Genomic DNA, 25,700 nt, shown 5'->3' with positions numbered 1-25,700 from the left:
TCACCCTTAGTGCAAAGGTTGCTGCTGCCAGGTCATAAATTCCTGGGGCGGCATCGCTTTCGCGAAGTGCCATCCCTGACAGAACTGGACGCCGCGCTTCAGCAACCAACTCACCTGCTCTGCCGTTTCGACCCCTTCCGCAATGGTTTTAAGCCGCAGGCTTTGCGCCATCTCGATAATATGCTCGGCGATCAGATGGCTGGTGCTGTTGGTCGTTAGAGTATCGATAAACGATTTATCGATTTTCAGAATGTCGACGTTCAGCGAATAGAGATTGTGCAGGTTCGAGTAACCGGTCCCGAAATCATCGATCGCCACTTCATAACCCGCCTGCCGGAAAGCCTGAATCACCGGTGTGGTTTTTGGCACATCAATGAACCCACGTTCCGTCACTTCGATTTTGATTTGCTGAGCACGGACGGCATAGTGGCGCGCCTTGTCAGAAATCATGGCGATCAGCCGTGAGGAGTGGAAATCCGTGGCCGACAGGTTAATTGAAATATAGAGATGCGGATGCTCAGCCAGGAAATGACCCAGATCGCTGAATACCTCCTCAACGACATAATCCGTAATCCGCTCGCTCATTCCCTCTTTTTCAGCCAGCGGAATAAACTCAGCCGGACTCATCACCTGTCCGTTGAAACCCGGCCAGCGCAACAACGCCTCTGCCCCCACGCACTGGTTGTTCTTGATATCAATAATCGGCTGGTAGTGCAGGCAAAGCTGTCGTTTGTGCAACGCCCGATGCAGCAACCGCCCTGGCGAATTAAGCTCGCGGTGCGTCCGCGACCATACCAGCAAAATAATAATGCTGCAGATCATCCCCAGCGGCAGCGTCAACGTCGCCTGATGGTAGAGCGTTTCGTAAAAACGCTTATTTGACGTCGACACGATAGCGGCAATCGGCCGTTTTGGTGATTTCACGACGGTATAGAAACGGTTATCTTTTTGAAATACCGATTCCTTATCCTGAATCATCGAATTTAATAAAGAAGGATTAGCTTTCTGGCTAACGGAAAAGAATGCATTGGTTACCGTGTCGTACACTCCCCAGGAGAGAGAATGATCGGTAGACATCACTTCGCTGTAAGAAAGCGGATTGACCACCACGACATAATTTCCACGCTGCATATATGTCATTTTATAGCCAGTATAAAATGGCGTGTCGCGAAAATAATAGATAGCGATGTCAGGTTTACGGGTGTAATTGGCAATCGGGATCGCGTAAGGTTGGTCCGGTGTAAAAACGGTTGAACAAAGAAAATTCTGACCTTCTGCATAAATTAAATCAGCGACAAACAGGCGGCCACGCACAACGTTCAACATATATTGGCGATGTTCCGGTGTACAAAGTTTACCCTGATATTTTTCGGCCTCGTCCCGGGCCAGATCAACTTGTTGAATAACCAGTTCTGTTTTGTCTAAAGCCAGTTCAGCAAATGTACGGAGCTGAGCGCTTGTTTCCGACACGGCTCTTAGCTGGGCAAACCATAGGGCAAGCATCACCGGCAGCATAACTACCATGATGATCCCTACTACCCTGAGCATTTTGCGCCGCGCGCTACGATTCATTTCCCGCCCTATATCCCTGCATGTTGTACGCCTGTAGTAATGAAGGCCGGATGCTTTGTTAAACAGGTGATTACGTTGCATGAATCATGCGAAGTTAGCAACTGACTTTTAGTATTAAAAATCTTAAATTTCGTTATGACGATAATATTTTCCCGTAAGCTAAACTGTAAGTATTCGTTCCGTTTCAATTAAGGGAAATAATTATCCAGCGAACATGTGGGGTTTGAAGATAACACAACAGAGAATCGATGTTTTATAAATGCCCGGCTATTACCACATTATTTTCAGGATGAGCAAAAAATAACGTGCCACTTATAAAAACAACGTGGCTGGCCCATCGTGTGTCCGCTCAGCAGGTATCGGGACCCAGGTACCCGGCACCATCGCCTTTTTTGCGTAATAAAATCCCCATTTTGAACGCTCAGACGCTGGCGAATAAATCAACAAATGTGATATAGTTCACACATATTCTGTAACGAGAAACACCGTTTCATTCAGTTCGTCTGTTTTGTAGAGGATGGGTTCTATGGCAACCATTACTACCAGCATGGTTCTCCTGCGCTGGCCTTTGTTGAGCGCGGTACTGATGTTTTTAGCCAGCACGCTGAACATTCAGTTTCGTAAATCTGACTACGCGGGTCTTGCGGTCATCAGCACTCTGCTGGGGCTTGGCGCGGCTTGCTGGTTCGCAACGGGCCTGCTGGGCATCACCCTGCTGGATATTGCCGCTGTCTGGGAAAATATTAAAGTCGTGATGGTAGAGGCAATGAGCCACCAGCCACCAGACTGGCCAATGGTGATTACCTGATTCCTGTATAAACAAAAAACCCAGACGATGTCTGGGTTTTTTGTTTGAGCATCCGTTGATCAGAACGGGATGTCGTCGTCGAAGTCCATTGGTGGCTCGTTAGACGGTGCCGGAGCAGACTGCTGCTGCGGACGAGACTGCGCGCCGCCGCTGAACTGGTTGCCGCCCTGTGGCTGCTGAGGCTGACCCCAACCGCCCTGCTGCTGCTGACCGCCACCTGCTGGCGCGCCACCGCCCTGACGGCCGCCCAGCATCTGCATGGTACCGCCAACGTTTACCACAACTTCGGTGGTGTACTTCTCAGCGCCGGACTGATCGGTCCATTTACGGGTGCGCAGCTGGCCTTCGATATAGACCTGAGAACCTTTACGCAGATACTCACCGGCAACTTCTGCCAGTTTGCCAAACAGCACCACGCGGTGCCATTCAGTCTGCTCTTTCATCTCACCGGTCGCTTTATCACGCCAGGATTCGGAAGTAGCCAGCGTAATGTTGGCAACTGCGCCACCACTCGGCATGTAGCGTACTTCCGGGTCCTGGCCCAGATTACCGACGAGAATCACCTTGTTTACGCCTCTGCTGGCCATGTTCGTGTCTCCTGAATACGTTTCTTAATAGTGTAAACGCGCGAGTGTACCATTTCCAGACGCCACTTTGATAGTTGCGTAGTATCTTCCAGAGTTCGCGCGCGAACTGAACATTGTTACACAGCGAATCAGAAAATGCATTCCAATACTGTATATTCAAACAGGTTAAATTGTGTCATAATTAGCCGTTTCTGACAGCCGTTTGTCCTTCAAACAAACCAGGCAATCCGTGTTTCAACCGGGAAAGGTGAATGGATAAGATCGAAGTTCGGGGCGCCCGCACCCACAATCTCAAAAATATCAACCTCATAATCCCTCGCGACAAACTCATCGTCGTGACCGGGCTTTCGGGGTCTGGCAAATCCTCACTGGCTTTCGACACCTTGTATGCCGAAGGACAGCGTCGTTACGTTGAATCTCTCTCCGCGTACGCGCGTCAGTTCCTGTCGCTGATGGAAAAACCGGATGTCGATCATATTGAAGGGTTATCGCCTGCGATCTCCATCGAGCAGAAGTCGACTTCGCATAACCCGCGTTCAACGGTCGGTACCATTACTGAAATTCACGACTACCTGCGTCTGCTGTTTGCGCGCGTGGGTGAGCCGCGCTGCCCGGACCACGACGTCCCGCTGGCGGCGCAGACCGTGAGCCAGATGGTGGATAACGTGCTGTCGCAGCCGGAAGGCAAACGCCTGATGCTGCTGGCGCCAATTATTAAAGAGCGTAAAGGCGAACACACCAAAACGCTGGAGAACCTGGCAAGCCAGGGCTATATCCGCGCCCGTATTGACGGCGAAGTGTGCGACCTGTCGGATCCGCCAAAACTGGAGCTGCAGAAAAAGCACACCATTGAGGTGGTGATCGATCGCTTTAAGGTGCGTGAAGACCTCGCGACGCGTCTTGCGGAATCGTTCGAAACGGCGCTGGAACTCTCCGGTGGTACCGCCGTTGTTTCCGATATGGACGACCCGAAAGCGGAAGAGCTGCTCTTCTCCGCCAACTTTGCCTGCCCGATTTGCGGCTACAGCATGCGCGAGCTGGAACCGCGTCTGTTCTCGTTCAACAACCCGGCAGGCGCATGCCCAACCTGCGACGGTCTGGGCGTACAGCAGTATTTCGACCCGGACCGCGTGATCCAGAACCCTGAGCTGTCGCTGGCAGGCGGCGCCATTCGCGGCTGGGATAAGCGTAACTTTTACTACTTCCAGATGCTGAAATCGCTGGCGGAGCAATATAAGTTCGACGTGGAAGCGCCGTGGGCCAGCCTGAGCCCGAACGTGCACAAAGTGATCCTGTTCGGTTCCGGTAAAGAGAATATTGAGTTCAAATACATGAACGATCGCGGTGATACCTCCGTGCGTCGCCACCCGTTCGAAGGGGTGCTGCACAATATGGAGCGCCGCTACAAAGAGACCGAATCCAGCGCGGTACGCGAGGAGCTGGCGAAGTTCATCAGCAACCGCTCCTGTGCCACCTGTGAAGGCACGCGTCTGCGTCGCGAAGCGCGTCATGTCTTTGTCGAAAACACGGCGCTGCCGACCATCTCAGACATGAGCATCGGCCACGCGATGGACTTCTTCAACAACCTGAAGCTCTCCGGTCAGCGCGCGAAAATCGCTGAAAAAGTGCTGAAGGAGATTGGCGATCGTCTCAAGTTCCTGGTGAACGTGGGTCTGAACTACCTGACGCTTTCCCGCTCGGCAGAAACGCTGTCCGGCGGTGAGGCCCAGCGTATCCGCCTGGCCAGCCAGATTGGCGCAGGCCTGGTGGGCGTGATGTACGTGCTGGATGAGCCGTCAATCGGCCTGCACCAGCGCGACAACGAACGTCTGCTCGGCACGTTGGTCCACCTGCGCAACCTCGGTAACACGGTGATTGTGGTGGAGCACGACGAAGACGCGATTCGCGCTGCGGATCACGTGATCGACATTGGTCCTGGCGCGGGCGTACACGGCGGTCAGGTGGTCGCGGAAGGGACGCTGAAAGACATTATGGCGGTACCCGAGTCGCTGACCGGCCAGTACATGAGCGGCAAGCGTAAGATTGAGGTGCCAAAACAGCGCGTAGCGGCAGATCCGGAAAAAGTGCTGAAGCTGACCGGCGCGCGCGGCAACAACCTGAAAGATGTGACGCTGACGCTACCGGTTGGCCTGTTTACCTGCATCACTGGCGTGTCCGGTTCCGGTAAATCGACGCTGATTAACGATACCCTGTTCCCGATTGCGCAGACGGCGCTGAACGGTGCGACGCTGGCCGAGCCCGCGCCGTACCGAGACATTCAGGGGCTGGAACATTTCGATAAGGTTATCGACATTGACCAGAGCCCGATTGGCCGAACCCCTCGCTCGAACCCGGCGACCTATACCGGCGTCTTCACGCCCGTACGTGAACTGTTCGCCGGCGTGCCGGAAGCGCGTTCACGCGGGTACACGCCGGGACGGTTCAGCTTTAACGTGCGCGGCGGCCGCTGTGAAGCGTGCCAGGGCGATGGCGTCATCAAAGTTGAGATGCACTTCCTGCCGGACATCTACGTCCCGTGCGACCAGTGCAAAGGTAAACGCTATAACCGCGAAACGCTGGAAATTAAGTACAAAGGCAAGACCATCCACGAAGTGCTGGACATGACCATCGAAGAGGCGCGCGAGTTCTTTGACGCCGTCCCTGCGCTGGCGCGTAAGCTGCAGACCCTGATGGACGTCGGTCTGACCTACATTCGTCTGGGGCAGTCCGCCACTACGCTGTCGGGCGGTGAAGCCCAGCGCGTGAAGCTGGCGCGTGAGCTCTCCAAACGCGGCACCGGTCAGACGCTGTATATTCTGGATGAGCCGACCACCGGTCTGCACTTTGCGGATATCCAGCAGTTGCTCGACGTGCTGCATCAGCTGCGCGATCAGGGCAACACGATTGTGGTCATCGAACATAATCTGGACGTGATTAAAACCGCGGACTGGATTGTCGATCTCGGCCCGGAAGGCGGCAGCGGCGGCGGTGAAATCCTCGTCTCCGGTACGCCAGAGACCGTTGCAGAGTGCGAAGCCTCGCACACCGCGCGCTTCCTTAAACCGTTGCTGTAATGTCAGACGGAGAGTTGTTGTCGGGTCGCTTCCGGCAGCAGCTCTACTGCCTGTTTATAAGACGCATCCACCAGATAGTAAATTTGCGAGCCGGGCAGGGAGCCATCCAGATAAACCGTGCTCCAGTGCGCCTTATTCAGGTGTTTGCTCGGCCTCACATCATCATGCTGCTGACGTAGCAAATCCGCCAGCTCCGGGCTGGTTTTCAGCGACGCGGCCGGGCGGCCTTCGACCTCTTTCACCATCGCAAACAGCACATCTCCCACTTTTATCTGCGTGGCTTTCCAGTCGCTATGCACGCTCTGCTCCGCGCCAGGTTTACTCATGCAGTACTGAAGTAGCTCCGAAATTGTCATCATTATTCCCCTTGTAGCGTTGCGATAATTTTACGCGAACCACCGTGAATGCGATGTTCTCCCAGCCAGATCCCTTGCCACGTTCCCAGCAGTAGCCGCCCGTTGTGTACCGGCAGCATCAGCGATACCCCGAGCAGAGAAGATTTGATATGCGAAGGCATGTCATCTGCGCCCTCATAATCGTGCTCATAGGGGGCGTTGTCCGGGACACTCTTCAGAAAATGGTTTTCCATATCAGACCGGACAGTGGGATCGCAATTTTCATTAAGCGTGAGGGAGGCTGACGTGTGTTGAAGCAGCAGATGCAGTAAACCCGTTCTGACGCGCGACAAATCGCGGATTTGCCCGATGACTTCCTCCGTCACCAGGTGAAATCCGCGGGGTTTAGCGCTTAAGATCAGGGTCTGTTGATACCACATGTGCTGCTCCGTTTAGAAAGATGAACCTTTCTAAGTGTGCAGCAAGAAGTCGAAAGGTAAAACCCGCCGCAGCGAGATTTGATTAAAAAAGAATCAAACTCGCGTCCAGACGCTTAATACTCCGAGTTAACAATCACCTCTTCGCCAAATTTTCCGGCCATCGGCAGCGGTCGATAGGTCGAGTTAGAGGCGCGTAACACCCTGATCGCTCTGGCTCCTGTATCCTGCGCCGCGGTAATGTCGTTATCCGAATCACCATAGAACACTTTGATGTTTTTCTTCTCCAGCCACTGGGTTTTGGTGTTTTGCCCTTCTTTGTCACCCGCAAAAATGACCGGGTTCATGTTGGCAGCCGGGATCTGGAAATCATCCTGCAGGGTTCTGGAGACGGTTTCTGTTTTGGTCTGACTACGACCGGTGACGAAGTAAATGCTGTCGCCGCGCTTCACATGCATGGCAATGACCGCCCGGGCGACCTCTTTCGGGATACTGTAATCGTCCCAGCCGTTATTCATCTTTTCCCAGAACGCCGGGTTCTTCAGATACGCTTCACTGTCCGGCGAATACATTTTTTTGCCGCGCCAGAATCCCGGGCTGGAGAACAGAACGGTGTCGTCAATATCAAAGCCAACGGCCATGGGCGGGCGGCCCATCAGACTGTTTTCGATTTGGGCCACGGATACCCAGTGAATAGGAGCCTGTTCGGCAAGAATGGCAGCGGTAGTGCCGGTGTAAAGCGGCGTTGGCGCAGAAGCGCGCGCGACGACGGCACTATTAAGTGAGAACAATAAGCAGGCGGCGCTGAGCGCCAGGGTGATCTTGCGCATATTTTCCCCTGAATATTCAGTTCGTTATCGTTTTATTTTGAGTGAATGGTCAAAAAACTATCCGACCATAACCCCAGCGGCAGGTGAAGAAAAGGAGTTTTTGATTATCAATCTGAAGAAAAAGAAGACGATCACAAAGCGAGACATCGACCTGAGTAGCCTGATGCCCTCACCCCGGCCCTCTCCCACAGGGAGAGGGAGAACACCCTGCCCGTAGGCCCGGTAAGCGGAGCGCCACCGGGCGATAAGACTGCACGGCGGCCTGATGTCCTCTCCCACAGGGAGAGGGAGAATACAGTAGTGAGTACTTACATTACCGCAGCAAATGCCTGTGCCACGCGATGAACGTTGCTGGCATTGAGACCCGCGACGCACATGCGGCCGCTGGCAATCAGGTAGACGCCGAACTCGTCGCGCAGACGGTCGACCTGCGCGGCGCTCAAACCGGTGTAGCTGAACATCCCGCGCTGCCTGATCAGATAATCAAAGTTATGCCCCGGTACCGCCTCTTTCAGCACGTTGACCAGCTCCTGACGCATCGACAGAATGCGCTTACGCATGGATTCCACTTCGGCAAGCCAGCTAGCTTTCAGCTGTTCGTCGCCGAGTACCGTCGCCACAACCTGCGCACCAAAGTTCGGGGGGCTGGAGTAGATACGGCGCACCGTAGCTTTAAGCTGGCCCAGCACGCGGCTGGCAGCTTCGGCATCTTCGCAGACCACGGACAGCCCGCCGACGCGTTCGCCATACAGGGAGAAGATTTTCGAGAAAGAGTTGCTCACCAGCACAGGCAGGCCGGCACTCGCAACGGCGCGGATAGCATAGGCATCGTCTTCCATCCCGGCGCCAAAGCCCTGATAGGCGATGTCGAGGAATGGAATCAGGTTGCGAGCCTTGAGCACCTCAATGACGGCATCCCACTGGTCATTGGTGAGGTCCGCACCCGTTGGGTTGTGGCAGCACGGATGCAGCAACACAATGCTGCGCGCCGGCAACGTTTTCAGTTTTTCCAGCAGGGCTTCAACGCGCACGCCGTTGGTTTCGCTGTCAAACCACGGATAAGTCTCGACATTAAAGCCTGCGCCCTCAAAAATTGCGACGTGGTTTTCCCACGTCGGGTCACTGACCCACACGCCGGAATCCGGGAAGTATTTTTTCAGGAAATCAGCACCGACTTTCAGCGCGCCCGATCCACCCAGCGTCTGGATGGTCGCCACACGTTTTTGCGCAAGTACCGGATGATCGGCCCCAAACAGCAGCGGTGCGATGGTATTGCGGTACGCATTGAGCCCTTCCATCGGCAGATAGAGCGACGCTCCATGCGGGACCGCATTCAGACGCGCTTCGGCTTCGGCAACGGCTTGTAACTGAGGAATAATACCCTCTTCGTTGTAATACAAACCGATGCTGAGGTTCACTTTATCGCTGCGAGGATCTTCTTTGAAACGCTCCATTAAGGAGAGAATAGGGTCGCCGGCATAGGCGTCAACGTTCTGAAACACGCGATGGTTCTCCGGAATTCGATGAGGCAGGAGTTTCAACAATAAACCGGAAGTGGGAGAAGGTCGAGAGGATGTTAATAAAGTTGAAGTGAGGTTAATAACCTCACTTCACAGACGGTTCAGTCAAGGTATTTCATCGCCACCCGGGAGGTCAGGCGCGTGATAAGTTCGTAAGCACTCACTTTCGTGATTTCAGCAATGCGCTCAACGGGCAGGCCCTCACCCCACATCACAACATCATCACCTGCTTTATCCTGGGCGTCGGGTCCAAGGTCCACGCAAATCATGTCCATCGCGACGCGACCGACAATGTTGACCTCGCGACCGTTGACCAGCACCGGTGTACCTGTCGGTGCAGCACGCGGATAGCCATCTCCGTAGCCCATCGCCACCACGCCAAGGCGCGTGTCGCGCTCGCTAATCCAGGTGCCGCCATAGCCCACCGGCTCGCCCGCTTTGTGCTCACGCACGGCAATCAGATTCGAGACCAGCGACATCACTGGCTTAAAGCCAAAGTCCGGCCCCCAGGGTTTGCTCTCCAGAGGCGACACGCCATAAAGAATAATGCCCGGGCGCGCCCAGTCAAAGTGCGACTGCGGCCACAGCAGGATCCCGCCGGAAGCCGCAATCGAGCGCATTCCCGGCTTGCCTTCGCAGAAGGTGTTAAAGATATCGAGCTGCTGCTCGGTTGCCCCACATTCAGGCTCATCGGCACGCGCAAAATGGCTGACGATGTTCACAGGCTGGCGCACGTTTTTGCACCTGCACAAACGCTGATAAAACGCCCCCGCATTTTCCGGGCGAACGCCCAGACGGTGCATGCCCGTGTCGAGCTTCATCCAGACGGTAACGGGTTCACTCAGCTCGGCGTTTTCCAGCGCGGACAGCTGTTCTTCGTTATGTACCGCCGTGTGCAGATGCTGGTCAGCAATCGTAGGCAAGTCTGTGGCTTCGAAAAAGCCTTCCAGCAGCAAAATGGGTTGCGTGATCCCCCCCGCACGCAGGCGGAGAGCTTCTTCAAGACGGGCGACGCCAAAGGCGTCGGCATCGGGGAGCGTTCGCGCGGTCTCAAGAAGACCGTGTCCGTAAGCGTTCGCTTTCACGACTGCAACGAGCTTGCTGGCGGGCGCCAGTTCACGCAAACGTTGCAGGTTGTGTCGCAGAGCGCGGCGGTTAATGACTACAGTTGCCGCTTGCATTTGAATTCCTTAGAAATTACTCATCATCATATTGAGGACCGGCGTAGTTGTCGAAACGCGACCACTGTCCGTTAAAGGTCAGACGCACCGTCCCGATCGGGCCGTTACGTTGTTTACCAATAATAATTTCGGCGATCCCTTTCAGGTCGCTGTTCTCGTGATAAACCTCATCACGGTAGATGAACATGATTAAGTCGGCATCCTGCTCGATGGAGCCGGATTCACGCAGGTCGGAGTTGACCGGGCGTTTATCGGCACGTTGTTCCAGGGAGCGGTTCAGCTGCGACAGCGCCACCACCGGCACGTGCAGCTCTTTGGCTAACGCCTTGAGCGAGCGGGAAATCTCTGCAATTTCCAGCGTACGGTTATCGGAGAGCGACGGCACGCGCATCAGCTGGAGGTAGTCGATCATGATGAGGCCGATGCCGCCGTGTTCGCGGGCGATACGGCGCGCGCGGGAGCGCACTTCCGTCGGCGTCAGGCCAGAGGAGTCATCGATATAGATGTTACGTTTTTCCAGCAGAATGCCCATCGTGCCGGAGATACGCGCCCAGTCTTCGTCATCGAGCTGGCCGGTACGGATACGGGTCTGGTCCACGCGCGACAGCGATGCCAGAGAACGCATCATAATCTGCTCGGAGGGCATCTCAAGACTGAAGATGAGTACAGGTTTATCCTGCAACATTGCGGCGTTTTCGACGAGGTTCATCGCAAATGTCGTTTTACCCATCGACGGACGCGCCGCAACGATAATCAGATCCGACGGCTGCAGGCCGGCGGTCTTTTTGTTGAGGTCGTCATAACCGGTGTTGACCCCGGTGACACCATCGTGCGGTTGCTGGAACAACTGCTCGATACGCGCCACGGTCGCGTCGAGCACATCGGCAATGTTTTTAGGCCCTTCGTCTTTGTTCGCACGGCTTTCGGCGATTTTAAAGACGCGGGACTCCGCCAGGTCGAGCAGGTCTTCGCTGGTGCGCCCCTGCGGATCAAAACCGGCTTCGGCGATCTCGTTCGCCACCGATATCATCTCACGGACGACGGCACGTTCCCGCACGATATCGGCATAAGCGCTGATGTTCGCCGCACTTGGCGTGTTTTTTGACAGTTCTGCCAGGTAGGCAAACCCGCCGACGCTGTCCAGCTGACCCTGACGCTCAAGCGATTCCGCGAGCGTAATCAGGTCAATCGGGCTGCCCGACTCCTGCAGGCGCGCCATTTCGGTAAAGATATGACGGTGCGGACGGGTGTAGAAATCCTCAGACACCACGCGCTCAGCGACGTCGTCCCAGCGTTCGTTATCCAGCATTAAACCGCCCAACACCGACTGTTCCGCTTCAATCGAGTGCGGCGGGACTTTTAACCCTGCGACCTGGAAATCACGCTCGCGAGGTTCAGTCTGTTTGTTGAAGGGTTTGTTTCCTGCCATAGTGAATGGAGTTACCGAGATAAAGAGTGGGTCGAAAGATTACCATATTTTTCTTACGGAGGGAGCATGGCAACGCGCATTGAGTTCCAGAAACACGGCGGTCCGGACGTACTGAAAGCGGTTGAGTTTACCCCCGCAGCGCCTGGCGAGAACGAAATTCAGGTTGAAAACAAAGCTATCGGCATTAACTACATCGATACCTATATTCGCGGCGGTCTCTACCCGCCTCCGTCAATGCCGAGTGGTCTGGGCACCGAGGCGGCCGGTGTCGTCATTAAAGTGGGCAGCGCGGTTAAGCATATTAAAGAGGGCGACCGCGTGGTGTATGCGCAATCTGCGCTGGGCGCTTACAGCTCCGTCCACAACGTTCCGGCGGATAAAGCCGCTCTGCTGCCTGGCGCTATCTCCTTCGAGCAGGCGGCCGCTTCGTTCCTGAAGGGGTTAACGGTTTACTATCTGCTGCGCAAAACCTATGAAATTAAACCCGACGAGCAGTTTCTTTTTCATGCCGCAGCGGGTGGCGTGGGGCTGATTGCCTGCCAGTGGGCGAAAGCCTTAGGCGCGAAACTCATCGGTACCGTGGGCAATGCCCAAAAAGCGCAGCGTGCGCTGGACGCGGGGGCGTGGCAGGTGATCAACTATCGCGAAGAGAGCATCGTCGAGCGCCTGAAAGAGATTACTGGAGGTAAAAAAGTGCGCGTGGTGTATGACTCGGTGGGCAAAGACACCTGGGAGGCGTCGCTGGACTGCCTGCAACGTCGCGGGCTGATGGTGAGCTTCGGGAATGCGTCAGGCGCTGTCACTGGCGTCAATCTTGGCATCCTGAATCAGAAAGGCTCGCTCTACGTGACCCGCCCTTCCCTGCAGGGCTATATCACCAACCGGGAAGAACTGGAGGAAGCCAGCAACGAGCTGTTCTCGCTGATCGCCAGCGGCGTGATTAAGGTGGACGTGGCGGATGCGCAGAAATATCCGCTGACCGATGCGCAGCGTGCGCATGAGGTGCTGGAAAGCCGGGCGACACAGGGTTCAAGTTTACTCATTCCCTGAGCCCCAAAAAGAAATTGGGCTTCCCGTGGGAAGCCCTTTCTTTTTTTTAGTTCGGCTGTATGTAGGGTACAGCTCGATGAATTCTGTAGCGGCAGCCATAGTGACAGATTCGATAAGTAAATCCTATTCTGTTCTAAGTAATGCTGCCGGGAAAGTTACAAGTATGTGACGAACCCCTCAATACCTTAGTAACGGAAGCGGTTATTGCGCTGATAAGTCGGCAGTTTTGGTGATTTAATCGCCCGTATCGCCCACACCACCACAATGGCCAGTAATAACCACGGCAGCAGTTTGATGGTCAGGGCAAACAGTCCGCCGATAAACATCACCACCGTCGCCACGACGAGCGCAGCGAGAATGCCAAGCAGCGAAACGCCTGTGGCTAACAGCATGACAAAAAAGCCAATGACAAAAAGTAGTTCCAGCATGGTGCTCTCCCACGAGTTCCCGAGTAATACAGTTTGTATTACAAGAATCATGCCAAAACTAAATCATTGTTCTTAAAGAAAAACGCCCCGCAATGATATGCAGGGCGTGGTGAATTTGACGATCTTTTAGCGAAAATTATCGCTTATCTGCGACCAGTCGCAGCGCATGTTCCAGCACCTCGATATCCGCACCAGCTTTATGTGCGTTCTCACTGAGGTAACGACGCCACTGCCGCGCCCCCGGTATGCCCTGGAACAGGCCCAACATATGGCGGGTAATGTGGCCGAGATAGGTGCCGTTGCTCAGCTCGCGCTCAATGTAAGGATACATGGCGCGCACGACGGCAACCGGATCGGTATCGGCGCCGTCAACGCCAAAGATTTCACGGTCGACCGTCGCCAAAATGCCCGGGTTCTGATACGCCTCGCGTCCGACCATCACGCCGTCCATATGTTCAAGGTGCGCTTTGGCTTCTTCAAGCGACTTAATACCGCCGTTGATCGACATCGTCAGATGCGGGAAATCACGTTTAAGCTGATATACGCGCGGATAGTCCAGCGGTGGGATCTCACGGTTCTCTTTCGGGCTCAGGCCGGAGAGCCAGGCTTTACGGGCGTGGATGATAAACATCTCGCATTCGCCTTTGCCGGACACCGTGTTGATGAAATCGCACAGGAATTCGTAGCTGTCCTGGTCGTCAATGCCGATACGGGTTTTGACCGTCACGGGAATGGAGACCACATCACGCATCGCCTTGATACAGTCGGCAACCAGCTGCGCGTTCCCCATCAGACACGCACCGAACATACCGTTTTGCACACGGTCTGAAGGACAGCCAACGTTGAGGTTAATCTCGTCATAGCCGCGCGCTTCCGCCAGCTTCGCACACTGCGCCAGCGCGGCCGGATCGCTGCCACCCAGCTGCAAGGCAACCGGATGCTCTTCTTCACTGTATGCCAGATAGTCGCCCTTGCCGTGAATGATTGCACCGGTGGTCACCATTTCGGTGTACAGCAGCGTATGGCGGGAGAGCTGACGCAGGAAGAAGCGGCAGTGTCTGTCCGTCCAGTCTAGCATTGGCGCAATGGAGAAACGGTGTGCTGGGAAAGCGGTCTGGTATTCTGACAACATGGCGAAGTTTTAAGCATCTGGTGGAAAAGGGGCGCTACTATAGCACAAAGAAAAGCCGGAGGCGCAGCGCCTCCGGTGCACTTTAGAACGTCATGCTTAGCTGTGCCCCTGCGCCCCAGGTTTCGTCTTCACCGTAGAGGCCCATCAGGTCAACATGCACGGTGTTGAACGGCGCGAAGCCGACACCACCGGTAAAGACGTTGCTGTCGTTACCCTTCACGTCAGCGCGATAACCTGCGCGTACCGCCAGCCAGCTCAGCGGGGTTACTTCAGCACCTACCCCAACATACTGCGACGTATCTTCGCTCTTGAAACCTTTGGTTTCGGTCAGATCGCCATCAGCGGTCAGCGTAACAAGATCGTTGTGCCAGGCGGCGCCCGCGGTGACCAGCGGACGGATCTGGTAGGTGTCTTTATAGCTCACCACTTCTCCCGTACGCCCGTTGCGGATGCGGATATCCTTGCTGTCGATATCGCGTGACATCAGGTTTTGCCCGCTCAGGCCGACCGTCCAGTTTTCGCCAAAATCAGCGGCAATACCAGCATCAACGTTAAAGCCCGTATCGTCTGTACGGTAGCGGCTATCGTTCCACTTATTACTGTCGTAATCGTAGATGGAAGTGGTGTAGTTATAGATCCAGGTTTTTTGCAGTTTTGGCGTGACGCCAACAGAAACCGGGATGCCCCCGAGATCGAACTGACGGGCAACCGCAATACCGTAGTCGGACACAATCGCCGCCCGGCCAGACGCCGTTGAGTTGAGGTTTTTGGTAATCTGATCCGTGCCATTCAGCGCTGCATCCAGAGCAACACCGGCCGCAACCACATCGCTTCGTTGAATACTGCGCAGATAATCAATATCTTGCTGGTCGATAGATGAGCTAACCCGACCATGAGCATAACCTTTGGCCATAAAGGCCACGGAAAGCACATCGTTAGGGATACTCACGGCAAGTCCTGCCCCTGCCGTTGCACGTGCAGTTTTACCCTTGAGATAGTCCAGTTCATCGGCAAGATCTTTGGCCGCGCCCTGGAACTGGTTGATCGAACCTAACGGATTGGTGATGACTTCAATAGGCGTAAGGTTATCAACCACATCCTTATAGTGATTGATTTTGTCGTTGATGGTATCAATCTCATCCTGAAGATTGTCTTCATCCGTCACCTGCACCCCAACGGATGGCAAAATGACCGTCACATCATCGTCCGGTTTTGCCTTTGCCAGCAGCGCGGGGTTGATTAACGCTCCGCTGCCATAACTGCCAGCGGCTACGCCCGTCCCGCCCATGGCGTCGCTACGTGATTCTGTCCAGGTATTGGCTGCTCCCGCCTGATTTGCCATAAACAGGGAAACAACAATGCTAACCACCGAAAATTTAAAATGTTTTTTCACAGTATGCCCGTAATAGTTTGTTATTAGATAACCCCTGTCTGTTATCACCCAAACAGGAACGAACTATTGCTGTGAATAAGAAGCAAAAGACCCGCTATTTCTTTCCCTAAGTGAAATTCCCTTACGGCCTGTTGTAATTTGTGACGGCCTTCAATATTTATAGAAGAGGAAATTATTTTTTCACAGGTTTTCCATCATGCGGGCCAAAAAACTGCGGAGGATGGTCAACCCAGCGATCCTCCCGCGTGGCGGCATAGACCGGATTGAGCGGATAGTAGATGCGGTTGTGCTTCTTATTGGCCTCGCCCACCACCAGTAATCGAACCTCTTCATCCGTGTTGTTGATAAAGGTATGGCAGACGCCGGTTCCGGCAGGAAAGCCCACGCTGTCGCCGGGTTCAAGTTTCCACAAATAGCCATTAATCCAGGCTTCAGGATAGCCCTCAAGCACGTAGATAAACTCTTCTTCGTCACTCTCTGCATGGGGATAGGATGTCCGACGCCCGGGCAATAAACGCTCATGATGAATGCCGATACGTCGGAGGCCAAGGCTGCGGGCCAGCGGTGCACCGATAGAAAAGAGCTCATTACTGTCGGGGTAGGTGGCGTCATCCGGCCCTTCTATGTCGCGCCAGTGCTTAATACAGTCTGGTTTTTTCATGATGATATTCCCGATTTGCGATGCGTCAGGTATAGCACAGCCTGACGGATATCGGTGTTTTTACCAGAACATGATAAAGTGAGGGTTTTACTTCCCAGAACATCCGAGGTGCTCAATGGATAAGTCCACAAAAGAGCTGTTAGCGCAGGCCGAAAAGCTGTGCGCGCAACGCAATGTGCGCCTGACTCCGCAGCGCCTTGAAGTCTTACGTCTGATGAGCCTGCAACAGGGTGCCATCAGCGCCTATGACCTGCTCGACCTGCTCCGCGAAAGCGAGCCGCAGGCTAAACCGCCAACAGTGTATCGCGCGCTGGATTTCCTGCTGGAACAAGGATTTGTTCATAAAGTGGAATCCACAAACAGCTATGTACTGTGCCATCTTTTCGATCAGCCCACCCACACGTCGGCCATGTTTATCTGCGACCGTTGTGGCGTAGTGAAAGAAGAAGCTGCGGAAGGCGTGGAAGACATTATGCATACGCTGGCGGCAAGAATGGGGTTTGCCCTGCGTCATAATGTGATTGAAGCACACGGGCTGTGTTCAGTGTGTGTCGAGGTGGAAGCGTGTCGACATCAGGATGAGTGTCAGCATGACCACTCTATTCTGGTGAAAAAGAAAAAAAAGCCGCGTTAGCAGCCAAAAGAAAAGGCGGCCTGAAGCCGCCCCAGTAGGTTATTCAGCGTTACCAGCGGTAATCATTGCGGGTTTCCCAGTCTTTGACTTCGTTTTCCGCCTGATCTTTCGCGTAGCCGTAACGTTCCTGAATTTTACCGACAAGCTGATCGCGCTTACCTTCAATGACGGTCATATCGTCATCTGTCAGCTTACCCCACTGTTCTTTCGCTTTACCTTTGAACTGCTTCCAGTTGCCGCCGATTTCGTCTTTATTCATCATCGTGTCCTCTTAGTTAAGCGTCGGGTCGTAACGTCCGTTACGTTCTTTTCTGCTGGACGTGATAATTATTGTAGTTAAGGATTCGGCGGTTGATTTCATATTCGGAATCTTTAACCATCACGATATATCGTGACGCGAAGGAAACCAGGTATTGTTTTGCCAGTGGCGGCGCCATATAAAAGCCAGCGACAGGCCACGCAGAGAGAGAAAGACCGCAAGCGCCAACCACAAACCGTGATTACCCAGCCAGGGAAGCGTCAGCAGCGTCAGGCCAAATCCCGCCGCCGCAACGGCCATACTGTTACGCATTTCCGCCCCGCGCGTCGCACCAATAAACATGCCGTCCAGCAGATAACACCAGACACCCACCACCGGTAAGATGACTTGCCAGATGAGATAGTGGCTCGCCAGTTCGCGCAGCGCAGGGAGAGAGGTCAGTAAAGCAACAATCTGTTCGCCGAAGCAGGCATAGACCACGGCAAACACCAGCGCTACCAGTCCTGACTGACGGCAGGCTGCCCGCCAGACATCATGAAGCTGCCCGCTTTCACGCGCGCCATACGCCTGCCCCGAATGTGCTTCAACCGCGTAGGCAAAGCCGTCCAGCGCATAGGCGGTAAACGTCAGCAGCGTCATCAATACCGCGTTGACCGCGACGATTTCAGGCCCCAGCCGTGCACCGAAGACCGTCAGCGCGCCGAAGCAGAGTTGCAGAAGCAGCGAGCGCAGCATGATGTCACGGTTAAGCGCCAGCAGCTTACGGATATTGCCGCGCCATGCGGTTTTCAGCAGCGCGAGGGAGATCCCGCGCATCGCCAGCACGCGCCAGACCATCCACAGCCCCATCACAAAGGTCCCGTATTCAGCAATCGCCGTCGCCAGTGCCGCGCCCCGCACGTTCATATGGAGGCCCATCACCAGCCAGAGATCCAGCACGATGTTGAGCAGGTTTCCCACGACCAGCAGAATCACTGGCGCACGAGCATACTGAACGCCCAGTAACCAACCCAGCAGAACCAGATTTGCCAGCGAAGCGGGCGCACTGAGCCAGCGGATTTCGAGAAAACGTCGCGCCTGCTCCAGTACCGCCTCACTGCCGCCAACGATATGGAGCGCAAGGTCAATCAGGGGATCACGGAGTAAAACGATTAACGCGCCCGCGCCTAACGCAAGAATCAGCGGCTGCACCAGCGCCCGTGCCAGACGTAACGGATCTTTTGCACCATACGCCTGTGCCGTGAGTCCGGTGGTGCTCATGCGCAAAAAGAGCAGCAGCATAAAGAGGAAGCTGGTTGCCGTCGCGCCAATCGCCACGCCGCCAAGATAGACAGGGGAATCGAGATGCCCAATAACGGCCGTGTCGACCAGACCCAGCAAGGGCACGGTAATATTGGAGAAAATCATCGGCAGTGCAAGACGCCACAATGCCTTATCGGATGCCGTCAGCAGTGACATGAGAAACACCGGGAGTGGTCAATAAGGCAGGCTACAGCGGAACCGTAGCCTGTCAGGAAGAGATTACAGCCATTCACCGTTGCGAATCACACCGACCGCCAGACCTTCGATAGAGAAGCTCTGTTCGCGGAGATCGACCACAATAGGAGAGAACTCGCTGTTTTCGGGCAGCAACTGAACGGTGTTACCCTGCTTTTTCAGACGCTTAACGGTCACTTCGTCATCAATGCGCGCGACCACCACCTGGCCGTTCCGCACATCCTGCGTTTTGTGTACCGCCAGCAGATCGCCGTCGAGAATGCCGATATCTTTCATCGACATGCCGCTTACGCGCAGCAGAAAATCTGCGCTCGGCTTGAACATACCAGGATCAACCTGGTAGTGGCCTTCGATATGCTGCTGTGCCAGCAGCGGCTCACCCGCAGCAACACGGCCTATCAGCGGAATGCCCGTCTCTTCTTCCACCAGCAGGCGGATACCGCGTGACGCGCCTGAAACAATTTCAATCACGCCCTTACGTGCCAGCGCTTTCAGGTGTTCTTCGGCAGCATTCGGAGAACGGAAGCCCAGACGCTGAGCGATTTCCGCACGCGTGGGTGGCATACCCGTCTGGCCGATATGATCCCGAATGAGATCAAACACCTCTTGCTGCCTGGTCGTTAATGCTTTCATTCCGCCCCCTGGGTGTATATACAGTTATGCTGTGAGTATATACAGTCAAAGGTGAATTTGGAACCAAAAACTGCACAAAAAACCAGGGACTTAATTATTCCTCGAGGCTCATCGGAAATGTGACCAAAGCAGCGTGACCCAGGTAATGACTGCAGTGATAATCGCCAGCAGCACAGCGGCAGAACCCATGTCTTTCGCGCGACCGGAGAGCTCGTGGAATTCTGAGCCAATACGGTCAACAACGGCCTCAATAGCGCTATTGAGAATTTCCACTATCATCACCAGAAGCACGGAACCGATGAGAAGTACGCGGGTAATAGCATCGACATCAAGGAAACAGGCGATGATGACCGCGATGATAGCGGCGACACCTTCCTGACGAAAGGCGGCTTCGTTGATCCACGCGGCACGGAAACCTTTCCATGAATAGCCGGCGGCTTTGATGATACGCGTTAACCCAGTGGTATTATTGGCCATTAAAAGAACCTTTTATGAAAAAAAGCGTCAGTAACAGGAACTGTAGCGCGTTTCGCTACAGCCTGAAGTATGACGGGTAACAACAGAAATTTTGCGCGCTTTCTGTTATCCTTGCGCCGCAATTGCATTATTAACCAGAGGCTTTACATCGTTTATGTCCGGCTGGCCACGAATTTACTACAAATTACTTAATTTACCATTAAGCATCCTGGTAAAAAGCAAGTCTATCCCAGCAGAACCCGCGCTGGAATTGGGGCTCGATACGTCGCGTCCTATTATGTACGTTTTGCCTTATAACTCGAAGGCAGACTTACTGACCCTTCGCGCCCAATGTCTGGCGCATGACTTACCTGACCCGCTTGAACCGCTGGAAGTCGACGGCACGTTGCTGCCGCGCTACGTGTTCATTCACGGCGGGCCGCGTGTATTTACCTATTACACGCCAAAAGAAGAGTCCATTAAGCTGTTCCACGACTATCTCGACCTGCACCGCAGCAATCCCGATTTGGATGTGCAGATGGTGCCGGTATCGGTGATGTTTGGCCGCCGTCCGGGCCGTGAAAAAGGCGAAGAGAATCCGCCGCTGCGTATGCTTAACGGCATCCAGAAGTTCTTCGCGGTCTCCTGGCTGGGACGCGACAGCTTTGTGCGCTTCTCCCCTTCCGTTTCACTGCGTCGAATGGCAGATGAGCACGGTACCGACAAGATCATCGCGCAGAAGCTGGCGCGCGTAGCACGTATGCACTTCGCCCGTCAGCGCCTCGCGGCCGTCGGGCCACGACTCCCGGCGCGTCAGGACCTGTTCAACAAACTGTTGGCCTCCAAAGCGATCGCCCGCGCCGTTGAAGACGAAGCGCGTAGCAAGAAGATTTCGCATGAGAAAGCCCAGCAGAACGCCATTGCGCTGATGGAAGAGATTGCCGCGAACTTCTCTTACGAGATGATTCGCCTTTCCGATCGTATTCTCGGCTTTACCTGGAACCGCCTGTATCAGGGCATCAACGTTCATAACGCTGAGCGTGTACGCCAGCTGGCGCATGATGGCCATGAAATTGTCTATGTCCCCTGCCACCGCAGCCACATGGACTACCTGCTTCTCTCCTACGTGCTCTATCACCAGGGGCTGGTACCACCGCACATCGCGGCCGGTATTAACCTGAATTTCTGGCCAGCGGGCCCGATCTTCCGCCGCCTGGGCGCCTTCTTTATCCGTCGTACCTTCAAGGGCAATAAGCTCTACTCCACCGTGTTCCGCGAGTATCTGGGCGAACTGTTCAGCCGCGGCTATTCCGTGGAGTACTTCGTGGAGGGTGGTCGCTCCCGTACCGGACGTCTGCTTGATCCGAAGACCGGCACGCTGTCGATGACCATTCAGGCGATGCTGCGCGGCGGAACCCGTCCGATCACGCTGGTGCCTATCTACATTGGTTATGAGCACGTCATGGAAGTGGGTACGTATGCCAAAGAACTGCGTGGCGCAACCAAAGAGAAAGAGAGCCTGCCGCAGATGTTGCGCGGCCTGAGCAAGTTACGCAACCTGGGTCAGGGCTACGTGAACTTTGGCGAGCCAATGCCGCTGATGACGTACCTGAATCATCACGTTCCGGAGTGGCGCGAATCCATCGATCCTATCGAAGCGGTTCGTCCTGCCTGGCTGACGCCAACGGTTAACGGCATTGCATCCGAGCTGATGGTGCGTATTAACAACGCGGGGGCGGCTAACGCCATGAACCTGTGCTGTACCGCGCTACTGGCTTCTCGTCAGCGCTCCCTGACCCGTGAACAGCTCACGGAGCAGCTGGACTGCTACCTGGACATGATGCGCAACGTGCCTTACTCGGTTGATTCAACGGTTCCTGCGGCTACTGCCAGCGAGCTCATCGATCACGCGTTGCAGATGAACAAGTTTGAAGTCGAGAAGGACACGATCGGCGACATCATCATTCTGCCGCGCGAACAGGCCGTGTTGATGACGTACTATCGCAACAACATCGCGCATATGCTGATGCTGCCGTCGCTGATGGCGGCCATCATTACCCAGCATCGCCACATTTTACGTCAGGAGCTATTGCGTCACGTTGATACGCTCTACCCGATGCTGAAAGCGGAGCTGTTCCTGCGCTGGAGCAAAGATGAGCTGGCCGTTGAGCTGGATAAACTGACGGAAGAACTTCGTCGTCAGGGGCTGATCACCGTTGCCAACGATGAGCTGCATATCAATCCGTCACGCTCCCGAACCCTGCAGCTGCTGGCGGCCGGTGCGCGCGAAACGCTGCAGCGCTACGCCATTACGTTCTGGCTGCTGAGTGCGAACCCGTCGATCAACCGCGGTACGCTGGAGAAAGAGAGCCGGACGCTGGCACAGCGCCTGTCTGTGCTGCACGGCATTAACGCACCAGAATTCTTCGACAAAGCGGTCTTCAGTTCCCTCGTGCTGACGCTGCGTGATGAAGGCTTCATCAGTGATACGGGCGATGCCGAGCCAGAAGAGACGCTGAAGGTTTACCAGATGCTGGCAGAGCTGATTACGTCAGATGTGCGCTTGACGATTGAGAGCGCGACGCAGGGCGAATGATGTAAAAAAGCCGGGTGGTGGTTTCACCTTTCCCGGCCTGATGTTCTGCATAAGATGAAAAGATTAAGGCCCGGTCAGCGTTAACGCTACCGGGCCTTATTTTTGAGCCGGGTTAAATCACCGCATTCAGCTCAGCAACGTAAAGGCAATCATCCCGACAATCGCACCCGTCGTACCGAGGATGGTTTCCATCAGCGTCCAGGTTTTCAGGGTTTGCGCTTCGGTGGCGCCGGTAAATTTACCGAACAGCCAGAAGCCAGCGTCGTTAACGTGAGAGACCACAATTGAACCGCCCGCGATACAGATAGACAGCGCTGCCATCTGCGCACCGGAGTAGTTCAGCTGTTCAATCACCGGCATTACCAGACCCACCGCAGTTAAACACGCCACGGTGGCGGAACCCTGGATAATACGCACGGCCGCCGCCAGCACGAAGCAGGTTACCGCAATCGGCAGGCCCATTCCGGTCAGCGCTTCACCCAGAGCCGGGCCCACGCCAGAATCCACCAGCACCTGCTTGAACACGCCACCGGCACCAATCACCAGCAGGATAATACCCGCAGGCTGCAGCGCGGCACCGCAGATCTCCATCACGCGGTCTTTCGGCATTCCCTGACGCATCGCCAGGCCGTAAATAGCCACCAGACACGCCACCAGGATCGCCGTAAACGGGTGACCAATGAACTCAAACCATTCGTAGGCAGTAGAGCCCACCGGCACAAAACGCGCTGCGATGGTTTTCAGACCCACGAGGACCAGCGGGAGCAGGATCAGTGACAGACTGAAGCCAAAGGACGGCATTTTGCCTTCGCCCAGATGCGGCTCGGTGATGTCATCCGGAATGTGCAGCTCAACGTAACGGCTAATGAAGTTGCCCCACATCGGGCCGGCAATGATCATTCCCGGGATCGCGGCGCACAGGCCAATCAGGATCATCCAGCCAAAGTCAGCGTGCATCTGGGAGGCCAGCAGCATCGGCGCGGGCCCAGGCAACAGAAACGCTGCCGCTGCCGCCACGCCCGCAAACAGCGGAATGACCAGCTTCACGAGGTTGGTACCGGTATGACGCGCCATAGAGAATGCCACGCTAATCAGCAGCACAACCGCCACCTCGAAGAACAGCGGCAGCGCGCAAATCAGACCCGCCAGACCAATCGCATAGTGCGCGCGGCTGTGGCCGAAGGATTTCAGCATCTTGACGGCAATCTGATCGACCGCGCCCGTCTCATGTAAAATCTTGCCAAACATCGCGCCCAGCGCGACCACTATCGCCAGGAAGCCGAGCGTGCCTCCCATCCCTTTTTCCATCGTCGCAGCGATCTTGTCGAGCGGCATACCGGAAAAGAGACCTGCACCAATAGAAACCACCATCAAAGCAACGAAGGCGTGCATACGCGCCTTCATCACTAAAAACAGCAGCAGCAATACCGAACCCACTGCTGTCAAAACTAGCGTTAATGTACTCAAAACTTACTGCCTTTTATTAATGACCTCGATGGTGCTGGCTACAACACCCTCCAGTGACTGATCGATATCAACCACTAAGACGTCTTTCTCATCTTCACCCGGCTCCTGGAGCGCGTCGAACTGCGTCACCAGCATCTGGGTTTTGAAGAAGTGACCTTTACGCGCCTTCAGTCGGCTTTCAATCACCTCGAAATCGCCTTTCAGGTAGATGAAAGAGAGGTTCGGGTTGCCGTCGCGCAGCAGATCGCGGTAGGTTTTTTTCAGCGCGGAGCAGACGATCAGCGAAACTTTGTTGGTACGCTGCATGGCGAATGCGGCGTCGTTCAGCGCCTGCAGCCACGGTTTGCGATCGTCGTCGTTCAGCGGCTCGCCGGAGGCCATTTTCATGATGTTGCTGCGCGGATGGAGGAAGTCACCATCAAGAAACGCAGCCTGGAGTTGATGCGCCACTTCGCTCGCCACGGCAGATTTACCGCTACCGGACACGCCCATCAGGACGTAAACGTGGTGATCATGATTAGTCGTGCTCAAAGGGTGTCCCTCAGTCAATTGTTACGGGTAACAGTTATCGGTAACATTGTCCTGCCGGGGCAAAAGAGAAGCAATATCCAAACGTGCGCGAAGTGAATAAGTGTGAGCTAGTTCAAATTTGTCAGCTCAAATAGATCCACCCGGTGACAAGGTGAAACCTAAATCTAACATCTTAGGCGTAACCGTCTCGCCACGAATGCGCGCCAGCAGGCGTTCTGCGCCAATGCGGCCCATACGTTCACGCGGTGTCAGCACGCTCGCCAGACGCGGCTCCATCACCTGGCCGATGTCATGGCCGTGGAAACCCGCAATCGCCATATCTTCCGGGATCTTCAGCCCCAGGCGCTGGCATTCGAACGCTGCACCGACCGCAAGGTCATCGTTGGTACAGAAAATACCGTCCAGTTGCGGATACTCGCGTCGCGCCTGACGCATCAGCTCAATACCCGACGTATAGGAAGAGGACTGCTCAACCATTACGCTGTACGGGGTTAAGTTCGCGTCGAGCATCGCCTGCTCGTATCCCTTCTGTTTGATGATAGTACGTTCATCAAGACGCGCGCCCAGATAGGCGATATGACGATGTCCCCGGGCGATGATGGCCGCCGTCATCTGACGTGCCGCTTCGAAGTTATCAAAACCCACGGCGATGTCGAGGCACGGCGACTGGCTGTCCATCAGCTCCACCACCGGAATACCCGCCACTTCAATCATTTTGAGCGTGCGGGCGGTGTGCGTACGTTCGGTTAAAATCAGGCCGTCGATGTTCCAGGAAAGCATGGATTCAAGACGTTCTTCTTCCAGCTCCGGCTTGTACCCGTAGTGGGCGAGCATGGTCTGGTAACCAAACGCATCGGTGACGCTTTCAATGCCGCGAAGCACCTCGGCGAAAACCTGGTTGGTTAAGGAAGGCAGGAGGACACCCACCGCACGGCTGGTCGCATTGGAAAGAATATCGGGTGCGCGGTTGGGGATATAACCCAGTTCATCAAGGGCTGCGGCAATCTTGCCACGCAACGCCACGGAAACCTGTTCCGGGTTACGTAAAAAGCGGCTGACCGTCATTTTGGTCACACCGACGCGATCGGCGACATCCTGAAGTACGGGGCGTTTCTTTTTCATCGTCCTGAGAAATCTTGAAGTGAGAGATTTGCTCAGTTTATCACGGACAAAGCTCAACCTTCCCCGTT

Annotated in this window: 24 protein-coding genes; 5 read left to right on the top strand and 19 right to left on the bottom strand. The window is 55.0% G+C overall.

Going from position 1 to position 25,700, the window contains the following annotated elements; all coding sequences use genetic code 11:
* Positions 1–6: 6 nt before the first annotated feature.
* Positions 7–1,572: a cyclic di-3',5'-guanosine monophosphate phosphodiesterase PdeC gene (gene pdeC, locus G0034_RS01475; RefSeq protein ID WP_023336605.1), complete on the bottom strand. Its 1,566-nt coding sequence runs from the start codon at positions 1,570–1,572 to the stop codon at positions 7–9.
* Between the two features lie 526 nt (positions 1,573–2,098).
* Between pdeC and G0034_RS01470 the strand changes: the two genes are divergently transcribed.
* Positions 2,099–2,380, top strand: a complete 282-nt coding sequence (locus G0034_RS01470; protein WP_014882153.1) for a YjcB family protein — start codon at positions 2,099–2,101, stop codon at positions 2,378–2,380.
* A 59-nt stretch (positions 2,381–2,439) separates the two neighbouring features.
* Here G0034_RS01470 and ssb1 read toward each other — a convergent pair whose 3' ends face one another.
* Positions 2,440–2,967, bottom strand: coding sequence for a single-stranded DNA-binding protein SSB1 (gene ssb1, locus G0034_RS01465; RefSeq protein ID WP_014882152.1), 528 nt, complete (start codon positions 2,965–2,967; stop codon positions 2,440–2,442).
* A 251-nt stretch (positions 2,968–3,218) separates the two neighbouring features.
* Here ssb1 and uvrA point away from each other — a divergent pair, with 251 nt between their 5' ends.
* Complete coding sequence (gene uvrA, locus G0034_RS01460; RefSeq protein ID WP_179120438.1) at positions 3,219–6,041, top strand: excinuclease ABC subunit UvrA; 2,823 nt, start codon at positions 3,219–3,221, stop codon at positions 6,039–6,041.
* 2 nt (positions 6,042–6,043) lie between these two features.
* Here uvrA and G0034_RS01455 read toward each other — a convergent pair whose 3' ends face one another.
* The 6 genes from G0034_RS01455 to dnaB form a co-directional block, all read right to left on the bottom strand.
* Entirely contained in the window at positions 6,044–6,397 is a 354-nt protein-coding gene (locus G0034_RS01455) for an MmcQ/YjbR family DNA-binding protein (protein ID WP_014882150.1), read from the bottom strand.
* 2 nt (positions 6,398–6,399) lie between these two features.
* On the bottom strand, positions 6,400–6,816 hold the full coding sequence (locus G0034_RS01450) for a secondary thiamine-phosphate synthase enzyme YjbQ (protein WP_032637741.1): 417 nt from the start codon (positions 6,814–6,816) through the stop codon (positions 6,400–6,402).
* Positions 6,817–6,929: 113 nt separating this feature from the next.
* The gene (gene aphA / locus G0034_RS01445) at positions 6,930–7,643 is read right to left on the bottom strand and encodes an acid phosphatase AphA (RefSeq protein WP_014882148.1); all 714 of its coding nucleotides are present in this window, start codon (positions 7,641–7,643) and stop codon (positions 6,930–6,932) included.
* 308 nt (positions 7,644–7,951) lie between these two features.
* Positions 7,952–9,145: an aromatic amino acid transaminase gene (tyrB, locus tag G0034_RS01440; protein ID WP_014882147.1), complete on the bottom strand. Its 1,194-nt coding sequence runs from the start codon at positions 9,143–9,145 to the stop codon at positions 7,952–7,954.
* Between the two features lie 119 nt (positions 9,146–9,264).
* Positions 9,265–10,344, bottom strand: a complete 1,080-nt coding sequence (alr, locus tag G0034_RS01435) for an alanine racemase (protein ID WP_032637743.1) — start codon at positions 10,342–10,344, stop codon at positions 9,265–9,267.
* 16 nt (positions 10,345–10,360) lie between these two features.
* On the bottom strand, positions 10,361–11,773 hold the full coding sequence (dnaB, locus tag G0034_RS01430; protein WP_008503375.1) for a replicative DNA helicase: 1,413 nt from the start codon (positions 11,771–11,773) through the stop codon (positions 10,361–10,363).
* Positions 11,774–11,839: 66 nt separating this feature from the next.
* On the opposite strand from dnaB, the gene G0034_RS01425 reads away from it, so the two are divergent.
* Complete coding sequence (locus G0034_RS01425) at positions 11,840–12,823, top strand: quinone oxidoreductase (RefSeq protein ID WP_014882145.1); 984 nt, start codon at positions 11,840–11,842, stop codon at positions 12,821–12,823.
* Positions 12,824–13,008: 185 nt separating this feature from the next.
* On the opposite strand, the gene pspG is transcribed toward G0034_RS01425, so the two are convergent.
* The 4 genes from pspG to G0034_RS01405 all read right to left on the bottom strand — a co-directional run bounded on the left by pspG (position 13,009) and on the right by G0034_RS01405 (position 16,437).
* A complete protein-coding gene (pspG, locus tag G0034_RS01420; protein ID WP_045268817.1) occupies positions 13,009–13,251 on the bottom strand; it encodes an envelope stress response protein PspG in 243 nt (80 codons plus the stop codon).
* A 136-nt stretch (positions 13,252–13,387) separates the two neighbouring features.
* Entirely contained in the window at positions 13,388–14,383 is a 996-nt protein-coding gene (gene dusA, locus G0034_RS01415; protein WP_014882143.1) for a tRNA dihydrouridine(20/20a) synthase DusA, read from the bottom strand.
* 82 nt (positions 14,384–14,465) lie between these two features.
* Positions 14,466–15,725 carry a conjugal transfer protein TraF gene (locus G0034_RS01410; RefSeq protein ID WP_176602214.1) on the bottom strand — a complete coding sequence of 420 codons (1,260 nt, stop codon included), beginning with the start codon at positions 15,723–15,725 and terminating at the stop codon, positions 14,466–14,468.
* A 223-nt stretch (positions 15,726–15,948) separates the two neighbouring features.
* Positions 15,949–16,437, bottom strand: coding sequence for a cupin domain-containing protein (locus G0034_RS01405; RefSeq protein WP_014882141.1), 489 nt, complete (start codon positions 16,435–16,437; stop codon positions 15,949–15,951).
* A gap of 115 nt (positions 16,438–16,552) precedes the next feature.
* On the opposite strand from G0034_RS01405, the gene zur reads away from it, so the two are divergent.
* A complete protein-coding gene (zur, locus tag G0034_RS01400) occupies positions 16,553–17,071 on the top strand; it encodes a zinc uptake transcriptional repressor Zur (RefSeq protein WP_179120437.1) in 519 nt (172 codons plus the stop codon).
* A 49-nt stretch (positions 17,072–17,120) separates the two neighbouring features.
* Here the strand turns inward: zur and G0034_RS01395 are convergent, their stop codons facing one another.
* The 4 genes from G0034_RS01395 to G0034_RS01380 form a co-directional block, all read right to left on the bottom strand.
* The gene (locus G0034_RS01395) at positions 17,121–17,330 is read right to left on the bottom strand and encodes a CsbD family protein (protein WP_014882139.1); all 210 of its coding nucleotides are present in this window, start codon (positions 17,328–17,330) and stop codon (positions 17,121–17,123) included.
* A 120-nt stretch (positions 17,331–17,450) separates the two neighbouring features.
* Complete coding sequence (gene dinF, locus G0034_RS01390) at positions 17,451–18,788, bottom strand: MATE family efflux transporter DinF (RefSeq protein WP_014882138.1); 1,338 nt, start codon at positions 18,786–18,788, stop codon at positions 17,451–17,453.
* Between the two features lie 63 nt (positions 18,789–18,851).
* Entirely contained in the window at positions 18,852–19,460 is a 609-nt protein-coding gene (gene lexA / locus G0034_RS01385; RefSeq protein WP_014882137.1) for a transcriptional repressor LexA, read from the bottom strand.
* 108 nt (positions 19,461–19,568) lie between these two features.
* On the bottom strand, positions 19,569–19,937 hold the full coding sequence (locus G0034_RS01380) for a diacylglycerol kinase (RefSeq protein ID WP_014882136.1): 369 nt from the start codon (positions 19,935–19,937) through the stop codon (positions 19,569–19,571).
* Between the two features lie 154 nt (positions 19,938–20,091).
* Here G0034_RS01380 and plsB point away from each other — a divergent pair, with 154 nt between their 5' ends.
* On the top strand, positions 20,092–22,512 hold the full coding sequence (gene plsB, locus G0034_RS01375; protein ID WP_179120436.1) for a glycerol-3-phosphate 1-O-acyltransferase PlsB: 2,421 nt from the start codon (positions 20,092–20,094) through the stop codon (positions 22,510–22,512).
* Between the two features lie 126 nt (positions 22,513–22,638).
* Here the strand turns inward: plsB and gntU are convergent, their stop codons facing one another.
* The 3 genes from gntU to gntR form a co-directional block, all read right to left on the bottom strand.
* Positions 22,639–23,979 (bottom strand): gluconate transporter, encoded by a 1,341-nt coding sequence (gene gntU / locus G0034_RS01370; protein WP_179120435.1) that lies wholly within the window; start codon positions 23,977–23,979, stop codon positions 22,639–22,641.
* A gap of 3 nt (positions 23,980–23,982) precedes the next feature.
* On the bottom strand, positions 23,983–24,510 hold the full coding sequence (gene gntK / locus G0034_RS01365) for a gluconokinase (RefSeq protein WP_014882134.1): 528 nt from the start codon (positions 24,508–24,510) through the stop codon (positions 23,983–23,985).
* A gap of 126 nt (positions 24,511–24,636) precedes the next feature.
* Positions 24,637–25,632 (bottom strand): gluconate operon transcriptional repressor GntR, encoded by a 996-nt coding sequence (gntR, locus tag G0034_RS01360; protein WP_014882133.1) that lies wholly within the window; start codon positions 25,630–25,632, stop codon positions 24,637–24,639.
* Between the last annotated feature and the right edge of the window lie 68 nt (positions 25,633–25,700).

This window comes from Enterobacter sp. T2, from assembly GCF_010692925.1.
GTDB lineage: Bacteria > Pseudomonadota > Gammaproteobacteria > Enterobacterales > Enterobacteriaceae > Enterobacter > Enterobacter kobei.
Note: the sequence above shows the minus strand (reverse complement) of the source record. Positions and strands in the feature narration are given on the sequence as shown.

Bases quoted from the DNA above. Each gene is read 5' to 3' on its own strand.
- pdeC (WP_023336605.1), bottom strand. From the start codon at position 1,572: ATGAATCGTAGCGCGCGGCGCAAAATGCTCAGGGTAGTAGGGATCATC.
- G0034_RS01470 (WP_014882153.1), top strand. From the start codon at position 2,099: ATGGCAACCATTACTACCAGCATGGTTCTCCTGCGCTGGCCTTTGTTG.
- ssb1 (WP_014882152.1), bottom strand. From the start codon at position 2,967: ATGGCCAGCAGAGGCGTAAACAAGGTGATTCTCGTCGGTAATCTGGGC.
- uvrA (WP_179120438.1), top strand. From the start codon at position 3,219: ATGGATAAGATCGAAGTTCGGGGCGCCCGCACCCACAATCTCAAAAAT.
- G0034_RS01455 (WP_014882150.1), bottom strand. From the start codon at position 6,397: ATGACAATTTCGGAGCTACTTCAGTACTGCATGAGTAAACCTGGCGCG.
- G0034_RS01450 (WP_032637741.1), bottom strand. From the start codon at position 6,816: ATGTGGTATCAACAGACCCTGATCTTAAGCGCTAAACCCCGCGGATTT.
- aphA (WP_014882148.1), bottom strand. From the start codon at position 7,643: ATGCGCAAGATCACCCTGGCGCTCAGCGCCGCCTGCTTATTGTTCTCA.
- alr (WP_032637743.1), bottom strand. From the start codon at position 10,344: ATGCAAGCGGCAACTGTAGTCATTAACCGCCGCGCTCTGCGACACAAC.
- dnaB (WP_008503375.1), bottom strand. From the start codon at position 11,773: ATGGCAGGAAACAAACCCTTCAACAAACAGACTGAACCTCGCGAGCGT.
- G0034_RS01425 (WP_014882145.1), top strand. From the start codon at position 11,840: ATGGCAACGCGCATTGAGTTCCAGAAACACGGCGGTCCGGACGTACTG.
- pspG (WP_045268817.1), bottom strand. From the start codon at position 13,251: ATGCTGGAACTACTTTTTGTCATTGGCTTTTTTGTCATGCTGTTAGCC.
- dusA (WP_014882143.1), bottom strand. From the start codon at position 14,383: ATGTTGTCAGAATACCAGACCGCTTTCCCAGCACACCGTTTCTCCATT.
- G0034_RS01410 (WP_176602214.1), bottom strand. From the start codon at position 15,725: ATGGCAAATCAGGCGGGAGCAGCCAATACCTGGACAGAATCACGTAGC.
- G0034_RS01405 (WP_014882141.1), bottom strand. From the start codon at position 16,437: ATGAAAAAACCAGACTGTATTAAGCACTGGCGCGACATAGAAGGGCCG.
- zur (WP_179120437.1), top strand. From the start codon at position 16,553: ATGGATAAGTCCACAAAAGAGCTGTTAGCGCAGGCCGAAAAGCTGTGC.
- G0034_RS01395 (WP_014882139.1), bottom strand. From the start codon at position 17,330: ATGAATAAAGACGAAATCGGCGGCAACTGGAAGCAGTTCAAAGGTAAA.
- dinF (WP_014882138.1), bottom strand. From the start codon at position 18,788: ATGTCACTGCTGACGGCATCCGATAAGGCATTGTGGCGTCTTGCACTG.
- lexA (WP_014882137.1), bottom strand. From the start codon at position 19,460: ATGAAAGCATTAACGACCAGGCAGCAAGAGGTGTTTGATCTCATTCGG.
- G0034_RS01380 (WP_014882136.1), bottom strand. From the start codon at position 19,937: ATGGCCAATAATACCACTGGGTTAACGCGTATCATCAAAGCCGCCGGC.
- plsB (WP_179120436.1), top strand. From the start codon at position 20,092: ATGTCCGGCTGGCCACGAATTTACTACAAATTACTTAATTTACCATTA.
- gntR (WP_014882133.1), bottom strand. From the start codon at position 25,632: ATGAAAAAGAAACGCCCCGTACTTCAGGATGTCGCCGATCGCGTCGGT.